This is a genomic window from Saccharibacillus qingshengii, assembly GCF_013185195.1.
Classification (GTDB): domain Bacteria; phylum Bacillota; class Bacilli; order Paenibacillales; family Paenibacillaceae; genus Saccharibacillus; species Saccharibacillus qingshengii.
The window spans coordinates 1-15,673 of record NZ_JAAZWC010000047.1; the positions used below are offsets into that span (position 1 = coordinate 1).

Genomic DNA, 15,673 nt, shown 5'->3' on the forward strand with positions numbered 1-15,673 from the left:
GTAAATGTTTAGGCTGGAAGTCGACGCACGAATCGTTTCAGGACGAACTGTTGCACTTGGATTGACAATTCGTCATTATAAATTTATTTCACCTCACAAAAAAAGGAGCCTCTCGGCTCCCTTGTTCAGCATCTACTTTTGATTTGTTCCCGATACTCCGACGGCGTACTGCCTATCTTTTTGCGAAAGACCTGCGAAAAATGGCGCACATCCGGATACCCGACCCGCTCGGCAATATCGCCGACTTTGAGTTCGGACTCGCCCAGCATCTCCATGGCGCGGTCCAGCCGGAGCTGGGTGACGTAATCTTTGAAGCCCTGTCCCGTCTTCTGCTTGAACAGCTGACTGAAATAAGCGGGATTCAGATACACGACGGAAGCGACTTTTTCCAGCGACAATTCCGAGCCGTAACGTGCCTTGATGTATTGAAGCGCCACTTCGACAGCCTGCTCGCCCCCGCTGGCATAATGATCGTATACCTGGTACTCCGACGTTTCGCGCATCAGGCGCACTTCGTCCGGAACCCGGGAAGGATCTTCGATTCGCCCCGAAGCCAGCAGTTGAAAAGGTTTCTTCAGGTAGCGTTTGAGGCAGCTTCGCAGCTCTTCGTTTAACGACGCCAGTCCGCTGCGCTCGAATTTGACGAGTCCGAGCAGACTCTTGGCGTCGATACTGGCGACAAAGCCGCGTCCGAACGAGCCGATCAGCTCATTCATCACATTCTCCACGATGAAGTGCTCCAGTTTCGTGTCCGCATCGCTCTCCACATGAACCATCAGCAGATGAAAGTCCGGATACGATTCGGTAAAAGACGCCAGATCGATCCCGCCGAGGTCGAGCCCCGATGCCCATCTGGCAAACACGGCTTCGCGCAGAAAACGCAAATTTTGTTTGAGCAGCTGGCTTTCTTTGGCCCGTACATTGCTTTCGGCGATCTCTTCGCCCATCTTTTTGATCAGCTCGACCAAGATGTCTTTGCCGATCGGTTTGAGCAAATAATCCCGTGCCCCGAGCCGAACCGCCTTTTTCGCGTACTCGAATTCGGAGTAGGCGGAAATCACGACCCACTTGGCATCGGGATGCAGCGTGCGGGAGACTTCCATAAGCTCGAGCCCGTTCATGCCCGGCATGAGCACGTCGGTCAGCACCAGATCGATCAGCTCGCTTTTGAGCCGGTGGACCGCTTCCTCCGGCCCTTCGGCGAGAATGACTTTGTGCTGCGGAAAAGTCCGCTGGATCGTGCGCTGAATGCCGCTGCGGATAATCGGTTCGTCGTCCACGACGAGTATATTCACACTAAGCCCTCCTCGTCCGGCAGCGGAAAGGTTACGGTAACCTTCGTGCCGGTCCCCGGTATGCTGTGGATCGTAAGTCCATACGCATCGCCGTACATCAGACGGATGCGTCGCTGTACATTGAGCAGTCCGATCCCGATCCGTCCGCCTTCAACGTGGCGGTCGGCGGCCGGCGGGTAATCCAGCAGAATTTCCAGACGCCGCAGGGTAACCGCGTCGATTCCGGCACCGTTGTCTTCCACGACGATATGCAGATATTCCTCGTCCGCTTCGGAGTAGATATGCAGGGTACCGCCTTCACGCAGAGGTTCGAGCCCGTATTTGACGGCATTCTCTACAATCGGCTGCAGGATCATCTTGGGAACCGGTGCATCCAGCCAGCGTTCTTCCACATCGATCTCTGTCAGAACGCGGCGGCCCAGACGGGTCTCGATAATGGTCAGATACGACTTGAGCTGTTCCAGCTCGAGCCGCAGCCGCACCTTCGCTCCTTCTTCCCAATCGCTGCTGTAACGGAACATCTTCGAAAGGGCCAAAATAACGCCTTCCAGCCGGTCGTCTTCCCGCTCGTCGAGCATCCAGTAGATCATATCGAGCGTGTTGAACAAAAAATGGGGATTGATCTGCGACTGAAGCGCCTGTAACTGGGCATTTTTCTCGCTGATCGAAGCCTGCTTGATTCCCTCGATCAGCCCGTCCATTTCCCGCACCATCCGGTTAAAGGAACCGACCAGCACATTGATCTCCTGATAGGACTGGATATGTACCTGTCCTTTGAAGTTGCCGGTCTCGACCTGCTTCATCTGCTGAGCCAACCGCTTGAACGGCAGCGAGAACGAACGCGAGACAATCGTCGACAAAAAGGTCGCGGCGACAATCAGCGCAATGATCACACTCAGCAGGAACTGCTGGGTCTCGCGCAGTTCAAGCTTCAGATCGCTCTGGGGCGAAGCCCGCAGAATGGTCCAGCCGGTCTTCTCTACCTGAGCTGCGGTCAGCAGCCAGTCGCCTCCTTCGTAAGAACGGATTCTGCCGGATTCGAGGCGACCGGGCCAACCTTCGGGCACCGAAGACCAGGCTTCTTCTTCCGCGCTCGTTCGGATGATGTCGCTGCCCGCTTCGTCGCGAATAGCAACCTGGGTGTTCTGTCCGAGGCTGGCGTTCGAGACCGCCGACGTAATCGCATCGGCTTCGACCTCGATCAGCACATAGCCGACCGACTGCAGCCCTTCCAACTCGAACACCTGTCGACCGAAAGCAAAGACGGGGCCATCCGTCCAACTGCTCATCAGCGACTCGGGATACACGCCCAACCAGCGAATATCGCCCCGCGACCGCTTCAATTCGGCAAACCACGGTTTGTCCGGGTAGGTTCGGATCGAAGCTCCCGTCGAGCGTACGAAGCTGTAGACTTTGCCGCTGTCGGCCAGCATATGGATCCCGACGATATCGCTGCGCGAATAGAAGATCGCGCCCAGGATATCGGTAATCCTCCGCTCCGCCTGGATCTGCTTGCTCGACCCCGCCGAAGGATAGGACTGCCGGAGCAGACGCATCAGTTCACCATTGCTGTTGAGCGTCTTGGTCACACTGTCATACCCGTCCAGAAGCTGTTCGAACAAGGAAACGGTCTGGGACATATTTTTTTCGGCCAGGGTTCCGACCTGTTCGCGAACCTGATCGGTCGCCCGCTGGTAATAGACAAGACTGACAATCAGCAGAAGACCGAGCAGGCTGAACAGGAATACCGGAAACAGTCGGCCGTAAATCGTGTTTAGTCGTTTCTTTACGCGTCTCATAAATCCATCTTAACCCTTAACCGCACCCGCCACCATGCCTTTGGTAATTTTTTCGGCAAGCAGGAAGTAGACCAGGATAACCGGCAGGGCGGCAAGCACCAGGAAAGCTCCGATCGCGCCGTAATTGACGGAATACTGGCTGACGAAACTGTACACGCCGAACGGAAGGGTCTTGAGACGTTCCGCCGAAATGAAAGTCGCGGCCAGGATATACTCGTTCCAGACGTTAATGAAAGTCAGGATGCAGACGGTCATCATCGGCGGTACCGAGACGGGCAGGATAATGCTGCGGAAGATCCGGAAAGCGCCGGCTCCGTCCATGATCGCGGATTCTTCGATCTCGTGCGGAATCGTGCGCAGGAAGCCGCTGAGAATAAAGACGGCAATCGGCATCTGGAACGCGATATACGGCAGAATCAGAGCCAGATGCGTGTTGAGGATATGCAGATTTTTGAAGATGATCATCAGCGGCAGCAGTGTGCCCTGCATCGGAATCATCATGCCGAGCAGGAACAGCAGCAGAACGACCTGGCCGTATTTCCAGCGGAAGCGGCTGATGGCGAAAGCGGCCAACGAAGCCAGCAGCAGCACGCCGATCATCGTCGTAACGGTGACGAACAAGCTGTTGCCCAGATAACGGAAATAGCTGCCGCCTTCGATCGCCCCTTGATAATTGCTCCACTGCCACTCGGCCGGAAGGGCGAAGAAACTGCCCGACAGGATCTCCTCGTTGGTCTTGAGCGAGTAGATCAGCAGCCACAGCAGCGGATAGAGCTGCGTGACAAGCAGGAGGCCGAAAAAGACAAAGGCGATGATGGTTTTGGGCGAAATACGCCGGCTTCGAACTTTGAGTGCGGGTTTGGAGCCCGCGGAACTTGCAAACTGGCTCATCGACGGAGCCCCCTTTCTACGTATAGCGTTTCTCCAGACGGGTGAACAGCAGATTGATCAGTACCGTAGCGATCAGACAGACGACGATCAGGACGTTGGCAATAGAGCTGCCGTATCCGTATTCCATGGTAATGAACGACATATTGTACATATGGCTTGCGAGCACTTCGGTCGCATGCGCGGGTCCGCCGCCTGTCATGACCATAATCAGGTCGAAAGACTGGAGCGATCCGATAAACGAGAGCACAATAGAGATTTTGAGAATCGGGAGTACCATCGGAAGCGTAATGTAACGGTCCGCTTTGAAACCGTCCGCTCCGTCGATCTTGGCCGCCTCGTAAATTTCGCCCGGAATATTCTGGATCCCGGTGAACTGAATCAGAATATGATACCCGAGGTACTGCCACAGCGAGACAAGAATAATCGCATAGATAGCGATCTTCGGCTCGGTCAGCCAGGAGTGGGTCCACGATTCCAGTCCGACACTGGTCAGAATCTGGTTGATCATACCGCCCATCGAAGCCGGGTTGTAGATCGTTTTCCACAGCTGCCCGATGATCGCAACGGACAGAATAACCGGCAGGAAGTAACTGGATACCAGGAAGTTTGGACGCCGGACAAAGCGGGTGATCAAAATAGCGACCAGCAGCGCGATTGGCACCTGTACCAGCATGGAGAATCCGGCCAGGGTGAACGTGCGGCGCAGCGCCGGCCAGAACACCGAATCATTGGTAAATATTTTGACGTAGTTGTCGATTCCGATAAAAGTCGATTTGCCGATCCCGTTCCAATCCAGAAGTCCGCTGTACAGCGAGACAAGAATCGGGACGAACACAAGACCGACATAAACGATCAGACACGGCAGAATAAAAGCCGCGATCGTCCAGCGGGATACCTTCAATACATTCACGCGGAGTTCGCCTCCTCATAAGAGCAGCCGACGAAGAGAAGGGGACCGCGGGTCCCCTTCTTGTTGTCCGTCCGGCTTGCCGTTGTTATTTGTTTTCTTCGTATGCGGCCTGCAGCTCTTTTGCTACTGCGGCAGGATCTTTCTTTTCGACGAACAGACTTTGCGTACCCGACAGGTGAACCTGAGTGGTAGCCGGGTTGATCGTGTTGTCGAACGCGAGGTCGCCGCCTTTGACCTTCTTGAACAGGTCCAGTACGTTCATCGCCATGTCCGAATAACCGGCGGCTTTGAAGTCGCCTTCCACGTTCTGGGCAATGCCGACCGCGCCTTTGGCTTCAAACGCTTCTTTCGGGAAGTTCTGCATGAAGTAGTTCAGGAACTTCTTGGTTTCGTCCAGGTTTTCGCTGTCTTTGGAGATAGCGAATGCACTGCCCGGCGCCAGCATGAACTCATCCGGATTGCCTTTGCCTCCGACAGTCGGGAACTGGAAGACGCCGACGTTGCCGTCTTTGCTGACTTCGGCAGTTTCGATTCCGCCGGTAGCCCAGCTGCCCATGTAGTACATGGCTGCCGTGCCTGTTTTGAACAGGTTCTCGCCCGCGTTGTAATCGAACGAAGTGGCTCCGTCCTGGAAAGCACCCGCGTCAACCAGCTGTTGGAATGCCGAAATCGCTTCGACATAAGCCGGGTCTTCGAACGTTTTCTTGCCGTCCAGCACGTCCTGCAGGAAGCCCGGACCGCCGTTCGTTCTCAGCAGGATGTTCATGAACAGGAACGAACCTGTCCAGCTGTCTTTTTCGCCGATAACCATAGGCTGAATACCTTTGGATTTGAGCGTTTTGATTGCTTCGATCATTTCTTCGAAGGTCTTCGGCACTTCCACGCCGCCTTCTGCCATCAACTTTTTGTTGTAGTACACGACGCCGATGTTGTTACCGTCCGGCAGGGCATACAGATTGTTGTCGAATGTATAGTAGTCGAGGATGCCGGATTGGAACGTGTCCTTGAGTCCGTTTTCTTCGACCATGTCGTTCAGCGGAGCGAACAGATCCGCATCGACGAAAGGCTGCATCTGCGCGGCCGGGTTCACGACCGTAATGTCCGGCACTTCTTTGGAAGCGGCCTGCGTCTTGAGCTTCAGCTTCTGCTGGTCCGTATTGAGCGAGTCGAGTTCGATCGTAACGTTCGGATTCTCGCTTTGGTACTGATCGACGATTTTCTTCATCATCTGGTTCTTCGGATCGCTGGCGTCCGGATAAATATTCTGGAAGGTGATCGTGATGTCTTTGGCTGCCGGTTCGCTCGCTTCCGTCTTCGTAGGTTCGGTCTTCGTTCCGCCGGCATCGCCGCTCGCATTGTTGGTCGCGGTCGTACCTCCACCGCCGCAGGCGCTAAGGCTGAGTGCCAGCAGGCCTGTCATTGTCATACCGAACCACTTCATCTTTCTCTTTGTCACGGTATTTCCTCCCCTTGATTCATGGTCTGAAGCTTCTTGCTACGGTTATTATGGCTTTTTCTGTAAACGCATACAATGGAAATTATTCAGGGATGATGTTTGTTTTTTCGTGTTTAAATCTTCGAATCGTTTCGCTAATCGAACCAAAGATGTCATATTCGAATAGGTGAAAAAGTGGTAGAATAATTCGGTCGGTCTCTGGGTTGCAGCGCATTCTCGCGGTGACTCGTCGAACCGATGATTCGCATGCGAAAGGAAACGTGATTCCCTTGTCCAAAAAAGCCCGGAGCGCGGAAGCCGAATCGGCCGTTCTCTCCGCCTCTCCTTCCCCTCTCAAAAAATCGGTCACCTTTCTTGAAGCCATGGCCATCGTCGTCGGCATGATTATCGGCTCCGGTATTTTCCTGAAGCCCGGTATCGTACTGGCAAGCGCCGGTTCGCCCTGGATGAGTATTCTGGCTTGGATCGCGGGCGGCATTATCACGCTCGCTTCGGCACTGGCCGTAGCGGAGATCGCCGCCGCTATCCCCAAATCCGGCGGCTTGTACGCCTATCTGGAAGAACTCTACGGCGAAGCCGTCGGCTTCCTGCTCGGCTGGGTGCAGGCGGTCATCTCCTATCCCGCTTCCGTCGCGGCGCTCGCGATCGCTTTCGCTTCCTACTCGGGCTATTTTCTGCCGATGAACGGGATCCAGCAGAAAAGCCTTGCGGTCGGCATTCTGCTGTTCATCCTGCTGATGAATGTGATTTCGACCAAATACGGCGGGATCATTCAGCTGCTCGCGACGGCAGGCAAGCTGGTTCCCGTCGTGGGAATCGTGGCATTCGGACTTCTGTCGGGCAGCCAGCCGGGATTCGCCGGCGTCTCGGGCCTGACAGCGGGATCGGCAAGCTTCGGAGCGGCCATCCTCGGTACGCTGTGGGCCTACGACGGCTGGATCGGCGTCACCAATATGGCCGGCGAGATGAAAAATCCTGCGAAGACGCTGCCCCGGGTTATCCTCATCGGCGTCTCGTTCGTGATTGTTGTCTATGTCCTGTTCAACCTGGCGATCTTCCGCGCCCTGCCGCCGGAACAGATTGTCTCCTCGGCTACGCCGGGTGCCGATGCGGCCGAAGCGCTGCTTGGCAGCGGAGGCGGTGCGTTCATTACCGCAGGCATCATCGTATCCGTACTGGGTGCCTTGAACGGATATCTGATGACCGCGGCGCGCGTTCCGCAGGCGATGGGCGAACGCGGCATCGTGCCGTTCTCCGCTTTCCTGCGGCGGATCCATCCGCGCTTCGGCACGCCGGCCAACGCCCTGATTTTCCAGGCCGTTCTCGCGATCCTCTATATTTTCTCGGGCACGTTCAATACGCTGACCGATCTGCTCGTCTTCGTGCTGTGGATCTTCTTCACCGCCGGCGTCTTCGGCGTATTCGTTCTGCGGCGCAAGATCGGCACAGAGCCCGGGCGCTACCGGGTGCCCCTGTATCCGCTGGCGCCGATCATCGGAATCGCCGGCGGCCTGTACATTCTGGTCAGCACGCTGCAGGATAGTCCGGTCCGCTCGCTGATCGGGATCGGCATTACCCTGATCGGACTGCCGGTGTTCTACGCGATGAAGCGGCGGCAGAACTAACACGGCTTTCCCAAGCCGAACGCGTTAAAAAAGCATACGAAAAGGCCGGACCTACGCGGTCCGGCCTCAACGTGTCGAGAAAGTCTGAATCCAAGTGAAGCGCGGAGGCGGAGGGAGAAATTCAGTGTAGGAACGATAGTGTTCGCCTTTGAAATCGGGGAAATTCTGCTAAATTTCAATCCCTTTCCCCGATTTCAACACGCGACCGGAACGAATTTCTCCCGAAGCCGACCCGCTTCTCCTATGAATAGGACTTTCTCGACAACCTGAGGCCGGACCTACGCGGTCCGGCCTTTTCGGGCTTTTTTCAAAACGTTCACCGAACAAATCCCTTCCCGCCGACGTAAACTTTGACTCCCGCTTGACCCTGCGTTGACGCTGCCCGAATACCCTCCCGTTATACTTGCAGTGCCGGAACCTTCTATCCGCTTCGGCCATCTCCCCTATTATATAGAAGAAGAAAGAAGGACAAGCCATGGGAATCCATCGTTATTTCCGCTCGCTGGACGGGCTGGAACGCATTATCCGCTGCCCCGGCAAATTCAAGTTCGAACAGCACAGCGTGGCCGCGCATTCCTGGAAAGTGGTCCAGTACGCCAAGACGCTGGCCGATATCGAAGAGCAGCACGGCGCGGTGATCGACTGGAAGAAGCTGTACGAAATCACGAGCAGCCACGATTACGGCGAGATTTTTATCGGGGATATCAAGACGCCGGTCAAGCATTCTTCGCCGGAGCTCCGACAGCTGATCCAGCAGGTTGAAGAAGGCATGATCGCGCATTTTATCGAAGAAAACATTCCGGAAGAGTTCAAGCCCACGTTCCGCAGACAGCTGCGCGAAGGCAAGGACGATTCGATCGAAGGATTGATTCTCGAAGTCGCGGACAAAATGGATCAGGTCTACGAAGCATTCGCCGAACTGCAAAAAGGCAATACCGAAAAAGAATTCGTCGTCATGTACCGCAATGCGTTGGTCAAGATCAAACGGATCAAGCTGGCCTGCGTCGATTATTTCCTTGATCATATTCTGCCTGAAATGGTGAATGAAGAAACGCTGTCGCCGGTCGATATCAAGCGGATCACGGAAGAAGCTTTGGCTCTGTAATCAAAAGCGGCGGCCGCAGGCAGATGCGGCAGCTCACGGCAAGGAAGGCATTCCCGGACACCGTCCAGGGAATTTTTTGCTGTTCGGACAGCCAAAAAACCGTTCGCCGGGTCGATATCGGCGAACGGTCCGGGTGATCTAGCGGCAGGTTCCGACCGGCTCTCCAGCTGGCGTCCGGAGCCCGCTTATTTCAGCGGCAGCTGCCTGGACAGCGCGCGGAACTGCCGCAGGTAAGGAGACACTTCGTCCGTCACGCCAAGCAGGTAGCGCAGCGAAGCCAGACGATGCTTCTCTTTCGCCGCCGTCTCGCCCTGGAACAGCGAATAGTTCCGGCTGACGGAACCTTTGCGGTAGCGTACGTCGAACAGGGTTCCATTTTTCCAGTCCTGGAGCGGACTTACGTTGCTGCCCAACACATCGAGTCGGAAATTCGGGCTCAGGTACGAGAAACTGTAATCCGGATCGGCCTGCGCATGCACAACGCGGTAACCCCGAATCAGTTCATTCTCTGCAAAAACACCCGTGCGGATCCCGTTGGAGTATACGCCGCCTCCGGGCACGGAGATTTTCTCGGTCCATACGCCTCGACCGTGCATGCGATCGCCGCTCCAGATCCCGTCATAGACGACGCGATGCAGCAGGCTTGTCTTGGGATCGGTATACGTATTGACGTATTTCCCCGTTCCGCTGCGCTTGCCCGCATGGAAATCGCCGGAATACTGTTTGCCTGCGCTCCATTTGATCGTTCCGCGGCCGTTCGGCTGGCCGTTTTTCACTTCGCCATAGTAGCTGGCGCCGGACGGAAGCCGCAGCGACTGCTTCGCGGACGCGGCCTGCGCCGAAGGCGTCGAGGCAGGCAGCGGGCTCAACCCGGCCAGCGGCACGGCGGCAGCCAGCAGCAGCGTGAGCAGTACTTTCTTTTTCATCGATGCAAAGCCCCTTTCCTTTTCTATAGCTGTATGCGGGTTCTTCTCTTCTAGCGCCCAGCCGCCGAAGCTTTCAGCGCGCTCAGCGCGATTGCCGAAAACTCGAGCGGGAGATCGAGCTGCGGTAGATGGCCGCACCCTTCCATCCGGATCAGCGACGAGTGCAGGATCTGTGCGTGCAGCTGCCGGCAGATTCTGCGGTTGAACGACGAATCCCATTCGCCCATGACAATCAGCACGGGACATCCGATCTCGCCCAGACGCTTGTGGGATCGGCTTAGCAGCGGCCGCTCCATGCCGGGGCGCGATTGATAATGTACCGCGTTGCCGAGATACATCTCTTTGAAGCGCGCCCGCGCTCTGCGGTCTCGGGGGACGGCATACCTCCAGTACCGGCTGCGCAGAAAGCGGGCCGCGGCACGCTCGATGCCGTCCCGTTTGACGCGCCGTGCGTCGCCAAGACGCTCCCAGATCAACCGGAGCGGCGGCAGGGTGCCGTTCAGCCGGGGAGCGACCAGCACAAGCTGTTCCACATATTCGGGATGGGCCAGCGCAAAGTCGATCGCGACGCCCCCGCCGCTGCAGGCTCCGATAATCGAAGCGCGGCGCAGACCGAAATAGTCGAGAATCGCTTTCAGATCCGCATACGGAGAATAGGGGCCGGAGATCGCTTCGCTTTTGCCGTATCCGCGGCGGTCGTAACGAACGACGGTGAAGCTGCGCGACAGCATCTCCACATGGTCGTCCCACGCCTCCAGATTGCAGTGTTCGCCGTGCACCAATACGAGAGGACTGCCTACGCCCTGTATCGAAATGTGAAACCGGGTACCTCCGATCGTATGGATTCCCGTCCGATTCATGAATGATCCGCCGCCCTTCTCCGCCTGTTTTTTGCTCTCTTACCCGTTACCCGTCCTTGCTCCTTCCCGAATCGGAACAGACGAACGGGACGCCTTGCAAGTTTCTGTTTCTTTTTTCTATAATTATGGTACACTTGCACGTATGAAAAATGAAAGCCGGCACGAAAAAAAGGTTTTTTTCGACTTTGAATTTTGTCTTTAATTTTTCTCAAAAAAAATTGAAACGAAATCGAAGCTGCCGCGTAGTACCGAAAGCAAGTGTCAATTTCAACATATTATGACCAGGAAAGGATTGTACCGGAATGGAAATGGGCTACAGCCATTTGTTTGAAATGAGTACCTTCCTCCAGGCGTTCGGAACGCTCGAAGGTTGGGGATTCATTTTATCGCTGATCGTGATTGAAGGACTGTTGTCGGCGGACAACGCACTCGTTCTCGCCGCAATCGTCAACAAGCTTCCCGAGAAGCAGAGAAAGAAAGCCCTGCTTTACGGATTGTGGGGCGCGTATATTTTCCGGATTATCGCGATCGGGGTCGGGATTTACCTCGTTCAGATCGCCTGGGTCAAGTATATCGGAGCCGCGTATCTGCTCTGGATCGCCATCAAGCACTTCTGGGATAAAGCCAGAGCCAAAGGTGGAGACGATGACGAAGCGGAAGAAGAATCGGGATTGCAGAAGATCCTGGCCAAGACCGGTCTGAGCCTGTTCGTTCGTACGATCATCACAGTCGAAATGATGGACATCGCGTTCTCGATCGATTCGATCCTGGCCGCATTCGCGATCTCGCCGAACCCGTGGATCCTGATTGCCGGCGGTCTGCTCGGTATCCTGATGATGCGTCTGGTCGCAACCTTCATTCTCAAGCTGATGGACAAAATTCCGGAACTGGAGAATGCGGCGTTCGTTCTCATCTTCATTATCGGGGTCAAAATGATTCTCAGTACAGCCCATATCTACGAAATGAGCCATACGACGTTCTTCATTGTGCTGATCGCCGTATTCGCCATTACTTTCTTGATCAACCGGATCCGCGTCAGCAAAAACGCTGCGCATTAAACGACGGTTGAACGGTCGATAAGCTTCCAACCCGCAAAAAGCCCGATTCCCCTTGAAGGGAATCGGGCTTTTTCGTCTTGGCTTCGGATCGTACCGGAAACGAAGCTCCTGGAGTCGAGAAAATCCGGCTTACAAGGCGGCAGCCGGCACGCGCAGCGTCTTGAGCGCTCCGCTCCAAGCCACGACCTGGTCGAGCATTCCGTTTACGTTGACCAGATGCAGATCGGCCGGTTTGAAGACCGAACCGTTCTCGAAGTCGGTGAACAGCGACAGTGCCGGATGAACGCGGACGTCGGCTACGGACAGCTCGCCCAGAATGCCGCGCAGATGCTCGGCCGCACGTGCTCCGCCTACCGAACCGTAGCTGACGATGCCGGCCGCTTTGTTGTTCCAGGCTTCACGGGCATAATCCAGAGCGTTCTTGAGCGACGCCGAAATGCTGTGATTGTACTCCTGCACGATGAAGACGAATCCGTCCAGCTCGGCCAGCTTCGTATTCCATGCGGTCGCTTGTTCGGTCGCATCGGCTTCACCCAGCAGAGGCAGATGATAGTCCGCGATATCCACGATTTGATAATGGGCATCTCCGCGTTCGTCCGCGATCTGTTTTACCCATTCGCCGACCTGCGGGCTCAGACGACCTTGACGCGTACTTCCGAGAATAATGCCGATGTTCAACTTTTCCATGATTGATTCCTCCGTTTATGTCAATAATTTAAGTTACTAACTTTTTGTTATGAATGAATCATAGCACAGCTTTTTCTCCTTCGCAACACTTTTTACTTACTTTTTTACACAAATATATTTTAGGAAAGCGTACATCTCTTGAAAAGCAAAAAACCGGACAAGACCCTGTAGGTCTGTCCGGTTCGGGAAAACATAGAAATACGTTCAGTCGCTGCGCAAGGGTTCCCTAGGCGTCCAAACGGAAACGTTCCAGTTCCCGCTGCATCTCTTCGCGTACCTGCAGCAGCTCCTTGACCTTCCCGCCAATCTCCTCGAACGAACGCTTCTGCTCATCCGTGGAAGCGGTGATCTCCTCGCTGCCCGCCGCCGATTGCTCGGTGACCGCGCTGATATTCTCGATCGCCTGCTGCACCTGCATACTCAGGCGGCGCGATTCTTCCATATCTTCCGACAGCTTGCCGACGCTGCCCGCGATCTGGCGAACCTTGCCGCTGATCGCTCCAAACGATTGTTCCGTCGTCGCGGAAGCTTCTTCCTGCTGGCGGAACAGATCGAGGCTTTGCTTGACCGATCCTTTGACGCGGGTCATGGAAGCGGCAATCTCTTCGACCGCCGCGAAGATTTCGCGGGCTGCGGAATCCGACTGGTCCGCCAGTTTGTTCACTTCGCCGGCAACGACGGCGAAGCCTTTGCCCGCTTCGCCCGCCCGTGCCGCCTCGATCGAAGCGTTCAGCGAGAGCAGGGTCGTCTGCTTGGCGATCTGCGTAACATGTTCCGTCATCGTGGCAATCCGTTCGGCACTGGTCTCCAGTTCCCGCACCGTCTGTTCGACTTCTCCCATCGCGGAACGGTTCACGCTCGTGATACGCAGCTGCTCGCGCATCACCGCTTCGCCGTGTTCGACGAAACTGAGCGCTTCTTCCGTCGCGGAAGAAGACTGCACCGTTTCCTCCAGATTAACTTCGAAATTGCGCTGCATCCCGTCGACCACTTCGACCGTGTGCCCGAGATCTTCCGCGATACGCTGGCTGCCGATTGCAAGTTCTTCCGTCGACGTCGCAACCTGCGACACGATCTCCTGCATCTTGTCGTTTTGTCCGTCGAGTTCTTCGGCAACCCGGTCCAGCACGCTGCCGCTGCTCTCGATCGAACGTACGATTCCCCGCAGATTGTCGACCATGGTGCCGAACGCATTGTTCAATTCATCCAGCTCGTCGCGTCCTTTAGCTTGATCCAGATGAAGGCTCAGATCGCCGTCCGCGATACGTACGGCCGCGTCTTTCATCGTCCGGATCCGCCGCGCAAGCCTGCGGGCGAAGTAGGCGTTAAACCATCCGAGCGCAATCAGCAGCAGGACGGAACCTGCCAGAGCGATATGCCAGGTCAGCTCGATACTGGAAGTCAGATTGGCCGTATAGAGGTCATAACGTTCCTTGGTCAGGATATCCAGACGATAGGCGTCGTTCTGGATTCCCTGGATGCGCGCAGCCTGGCGTTTGGCTTCCGGGCTGTCCTGGCTTTCGATCGCCTGGGTCGATTCGGTGGACAGGTCCGTGAACTTTCCGCTGATGGAAGTCAGCCAGTCCATCTGCTCCTGGCTGTCGAGACTGGTCTCTTCACTGTCGGTCAGCAGGGCCAGTGTGGCTCCGACCGTCTCCAGATGCGAAGTTACCTCCGCCTTGTTGCTTTCGGTCATCGAGAACGAATAGCCGTCGAGCGACTGGCTCAGCCCGCTCAGATCCGCGTTCAACTGCTGGACATTCATCATATCCGGTACAAGCGTACGGTTCTGGGAATTCATCTGGAGCAGCTGTACGATGATATAGGCGACAAGCGCCAACGAAGCCACGAGCGAGATCATGGCATTTAACAGCAGTTTACCCTGCAATTTCATACACTTTACCTCCGTCCGGTTTTAGGGAAGCTGAATAGCGATCTTGCCGGAGATCAACGCTTCTTTCAATTCGTCGATTTTCTCCTGCTGCTGCGGTGTGAGGTTGGCGACGCGGATCGGCGCGATGCCTACGCCTTCTTCTTTCAGGCCGAACACCATATCTTTTTGAGGAAAAGATCCCCCGTTCTCGTTGAACGTGCCGACTGCTTTGAAGATCGCCGTATCGACATTTTTCACCATGGAAGTGACCACGGCTTTTTCCGCGATAAAGAACTGGTCGGCGTCGACTCCGATCGCATAATGCCCCTGACGCTCGGCTTCCTGCAGGGCGCCGACGCCGGTCAATCCGGCAGCCGTATAAATCACGTCGATCGCGTCGTCTTTCATCATCTTGGAAGCGATCGAAGCGCCGAGATCGGAATCCCCGAAGTCACCGGCATACGTCGATTTCACCTGCGCTGCGGGATTGGCCGCTTTGACTCCCTGCTCATAGCCGGCCTGGAATTTCTTCAGCAGATCGGATTCGACGCCGCCCAGAAATCCGACACGGTTGCTCTTAGTCGTCATTCCCGCCACAACGCCCGCCAGATAACTGCCTTCTTCTTCCTTAAACGTAATCGAAGCGACATTCGGCAGCTCCGATTTGTCGTCGACAATCAGAAACTGCTTCTCCGGATGCGCTTTGGCGGCGGCTTCCAGACTTTCCTTGACCATGTATCCGAGCCCGATAATCAGATCGTTGTCTTTTTCGATCAGCTGCTTGAAGGCTTCGTCATAGCTTCCCGCTTGATCGAGTTCCCTGTAGTCGAACAAGATTCCGTCTTCGTCGCGCGATTTGGCCAGTCCGCGAAAAGCCGCATCGCTGTAAGACTGATCGTCCAGACCCACATCGGAGAGCACAACCCCGACTTCCGGTCGTTCTGCGGCTCCTGCCGTAGGACTCTGTTGTGAACCGCATCCCGCGATCAGCAGCGAAGTCAGTGCGGGAATCCAAATCAGGAGCTTGGCTTTTTTCATTTTCTGCATCTTTGCACCCCACTCTATTTGTCTGAACATCCATTACATTTATCGCCCGATTCAGGCCAACTTATTAGGGCCTGTACGCAAACTTCAAGAATGCCCTCAAATCTGTTAAATTAAAGACATGAGACGACGATACGATTTAAC

At 55.5% G+C, this 15,673-nt stretch carries 13 protein-coding genes; 3 read left to right on the forward strand and 10 right to left on the reverse strand.

Going from position 1 to position 15,673, the window contains the following annotated elements; genetic code table 11:
* Nucleotides 1-125: 125 nt before the first annotated feature.
* From HRQ60_RS22395 to HRQ60_RS22415, 5 genes are all read right to left on the reverse strand, one after another.
* The gene (locus HRQ60_RS22395; RefSeq protein ID WP_172200580.1) at nucleotides 126-1,295 is read right to left on the reverse strand and encodes a response regulator; all 1,170 of its coding nucleotides are present in this window, start codon (nucleotides 1,293-1,295) and stop codon (nucleotides 126-128) included.
* A complete protein-coding gene (locus HRQ60_RS22400; protein ID WP_172200583.1) occupies nucleotides 1,292-3,094 on the reverse strand; it encodes a cache domain-containing sensor histidine kinase in 1,803 nt (600 codons plus the stop codon). Before HRQ60_RS22400 ends, HRQ60_RS22395 begins: the two co-directional genes overlap by 4 nt.
* 9 nt (nucleotides 3,095-3,103) lie before the next feature.
* The gene (locus HRQ60_RS22405) at nucleotides 3,104-3,985 is read right to left on the reverse strand and encodes a carbohydrate ABC transporter permease (protein WP_172200586.1); all 882 of its coding nucleotides are present in this window, start codon (nucleotides 3,983-3,985) and stop codon (nucleotides 3,104-3,106) included.
* A 16-nt stretch (nucleotides 3,986-4,001) separates the two neighbouring features.
* Complete coding sequence (locus HRQ60_RS22410) at nucleotides 4,002-4,895, reverse strand: ABC transporter permease subunit (protein ID WP_172200589.1); 894 nt, start codon at nucleotides 4,893-4,895, stop codon at nucleotides 4,002-4,004.
* 85 nt (nucleotides 4,896-4,980) lie between these two features.
* A complete protein-coding gene (locus HRQ60_RS22415; protein WP_172200610.1) occupies nucleotides 4,981-6,336 on the reverse strand; it encodes an extracellular solute-binding protein in 1,356 nt (451 codons plus the stop codon).
* A gap of 284 nt (nucleotides 6,337-6,620) precedes the next feature.
* Here HRQ60_RS22415 and HRQ60_RS22420 point away from each other — a divergent pair, with 284 nt between their 5' ends.
* Nucleotides 6,621-7,976: an APC family permease gene (locus HRQ60_RS22420; RefSeq protein ID WP_246281451.1), complete on the forward strand. Its 1,356-nt coding sequence runs from the start codon at nucleotides 6,621-6,623 to the stop codon at nucleotides 7,974-7,976.
* Between the two features lie 475 nt (nucleotides 7,977-8,451).
* On the forward strand, nucleotides 8,452-9,081 hold the full coding sequence (locus HRQ60_RS22425; protein WP_172200592.1) for a YfbR-like 5'-deoxynucleotidase: 630 nt from the start codon (nucleotides 8,452-8,454) through the stop codon (nucleotides 9,079-9,081).
* Between the two features lie 185 nt (nucleotides 9,082-9,266).
* Here the strand turns inward: HRQ60_RS22425 and HRQ60_RS22430 are convergent, their stop codons facing one another.
* Both HRQ60_RS22430 and HRQ60_RS22435 read right to left on the reverse strand, forming a co-directional pair.
* Complete coding sequence (locus HRQ60_RS22430) at nucleotides 9,267-10,007, reverse strand: MORN repeat-containing protein (protein WP_172200595.1); 741 nt, start codon at nucleotides 10,005-10,007, stop codon at nucleotides 9,267-9,269.
* Nucleotides 10,008-10,057: 50 nt separating this feature from the next.
* Nucleotides 10,058-10,867, reverse strand: coding sequence for an alpha/beta fold hydrolase (locus HRQ60_RS22435; protein WP_172200598.1), 810 nt, complete (start codon nucleotides 10,865-10,867; stop codon nucleotides 10,058-10,060).
* A 302-nt stretch (nucleotides 10,868-11,169) separates the two neighbouring features.
* Between HRQ60_RS22435 and HRQ60_RS22440 the strand changes: the two genes are divergently transcribed.
* A complete protein-coding gene (locus HRQ60_RS22440; RefSeq protein WP_172200601.1) occupies nucleotides 11,170-11,925 on the forward strand; it encodes a TerC family protein in 756 nt (251 codons plus the stop codon).
* A gap of 129 nt (nucleotides 11,926-12,054) precedes the next feature.
* On the opposite strand, the gene HRQ60_RS22445 is transcribed toward HRQ60_RS22440, so the two are convergent.
* The 3 genes from HRQ60_RS22445 to HRQ60_RS22455 all read right to left on the reverse strand — a co-directional run bounded on the left by HRQ60_RS22445 (nucleotide 12,055) and on the right by HRQ60_RS22455 (nucleotide 15,523).
* The gene (locus HRQ60_RS22445) at nucleotides 12,055-12,612 is read right to left on the reverse strand and encodes an NADPH-dependent FMN reductase (protein WP_172200604.1); all 558 of its coding nucleotides are present in this window, start codon (nucleotides 12,610-12,612) and stop codon (nucleotides 12,055-12,057) included.
* Between the two features lie 226 nt (nucleotides 12,613-12,838).
* The gene (locus tag HRQ60_RS22450) at nucleotides 12,839-14,506 is read right to left on the reverse strand and encodes a methyl-accepting chemotaxis protein (protein WP_172200607.1); all 1,668 of its coding nucleotides are present in this window, start codon (nucleotides 14,504-14,506) and stop codon (nucleotides 12,839-12,841) included.
* A 21-nt stretch (nucleotides 14,507-14,527) separates the two neighbouring features.
* Complete coding sequence (locus tag HRQ60_RS22455) at nucleotides 14,528-15,523, reverse strand: BMP family lipoprotein (protein WP_172200616.1); 996 nt, start codon at nucleotides 15,521-15,523, stop codon at nucleotides 14,528-14,530.
* Nucleotides 15,524-15,673: the final 150 nt, after the last annotated feature.

What these genes read in the sequence shown, in the direction of transcription:
- HRQ60_RS22445 (WP_172200604.1), bottom strand. Translation starts at nt 12,612, where the DNA reads ATGGAAAAGTTGAACATCGGCATTATTCTCGGAAGTACGCGTCAAGGT.
- HRQ60_RS22415 (WP_172200610.1), bottom strand. Translation starts at nt 6,336, where the DNA reads ATGAAGTGGTTCGGTATGACAATGACAGGCCTGCTGGCACTCAGCCTT.
- HRQ60_RS22430 (WP_172200595.1), bottom strand. Translation starts at nt 10,007, where the DNA reads ATGAAAAAGAAAGTACTGCTCACGCTGCTGCTGGCTGCCGCCGTGCCG.
- HRQ60_RS22405 (WP_172200586.1), bottom strand. Translation starts at nt 3,985, where the DNA reads ATGAGCCAGTTTGCAAGTTCCGCGGGCTCCAAACCCGCACTCAAAGTT.
- HRQ60_RS22455 (WP_172200616.1), bottom strand. Translation starts at nt 15,523, where the DNA reads ATGAAAAAAGCCAAGCTCCTGATTTGGATTCCCGCACTGACTTCGCTG.
- HRQ60_RS22400 (WP_172200583.1), bottom strand. Translation starts at nt 3,094, where the DNA reads ATGAGACGCGTAAAGAAACGACTAAACACGATTTACGGCCGACTGTTT.
- HRQ60_RS22425 (WP_172200592.1), top strand. Translation starts at nt 8,452, where the DNA reads ATGGGAATCCATCGTTATTTCCGCTCGCTGGACGGGCTGGAACGCATT.
- HRQ60_RS22440 (WP_172200601.1), top strand. Translation starts at nt 11,170, where the DNA reads ATGGAAATGGGCTACAGCCATTTGTTTGAAATGAGTACCTTCCTCCAG.
- HRQ60_RS22450 (WP_172200607.1), bottom strand. Translation starts at nt 14,506, where the DNA reads ATGAAATTGCAGGGTAAACTGCTGTTAAATGCCATGATCTCGCTCGTG.
- HRQ60_RS22435 (WP_172200598.1), bottom strand. Translation starts at nt 10,867, where the DNA reads ATGAATCGGACGGGAATCCATACGATCGGAGGTACCCGGTTTCACATT.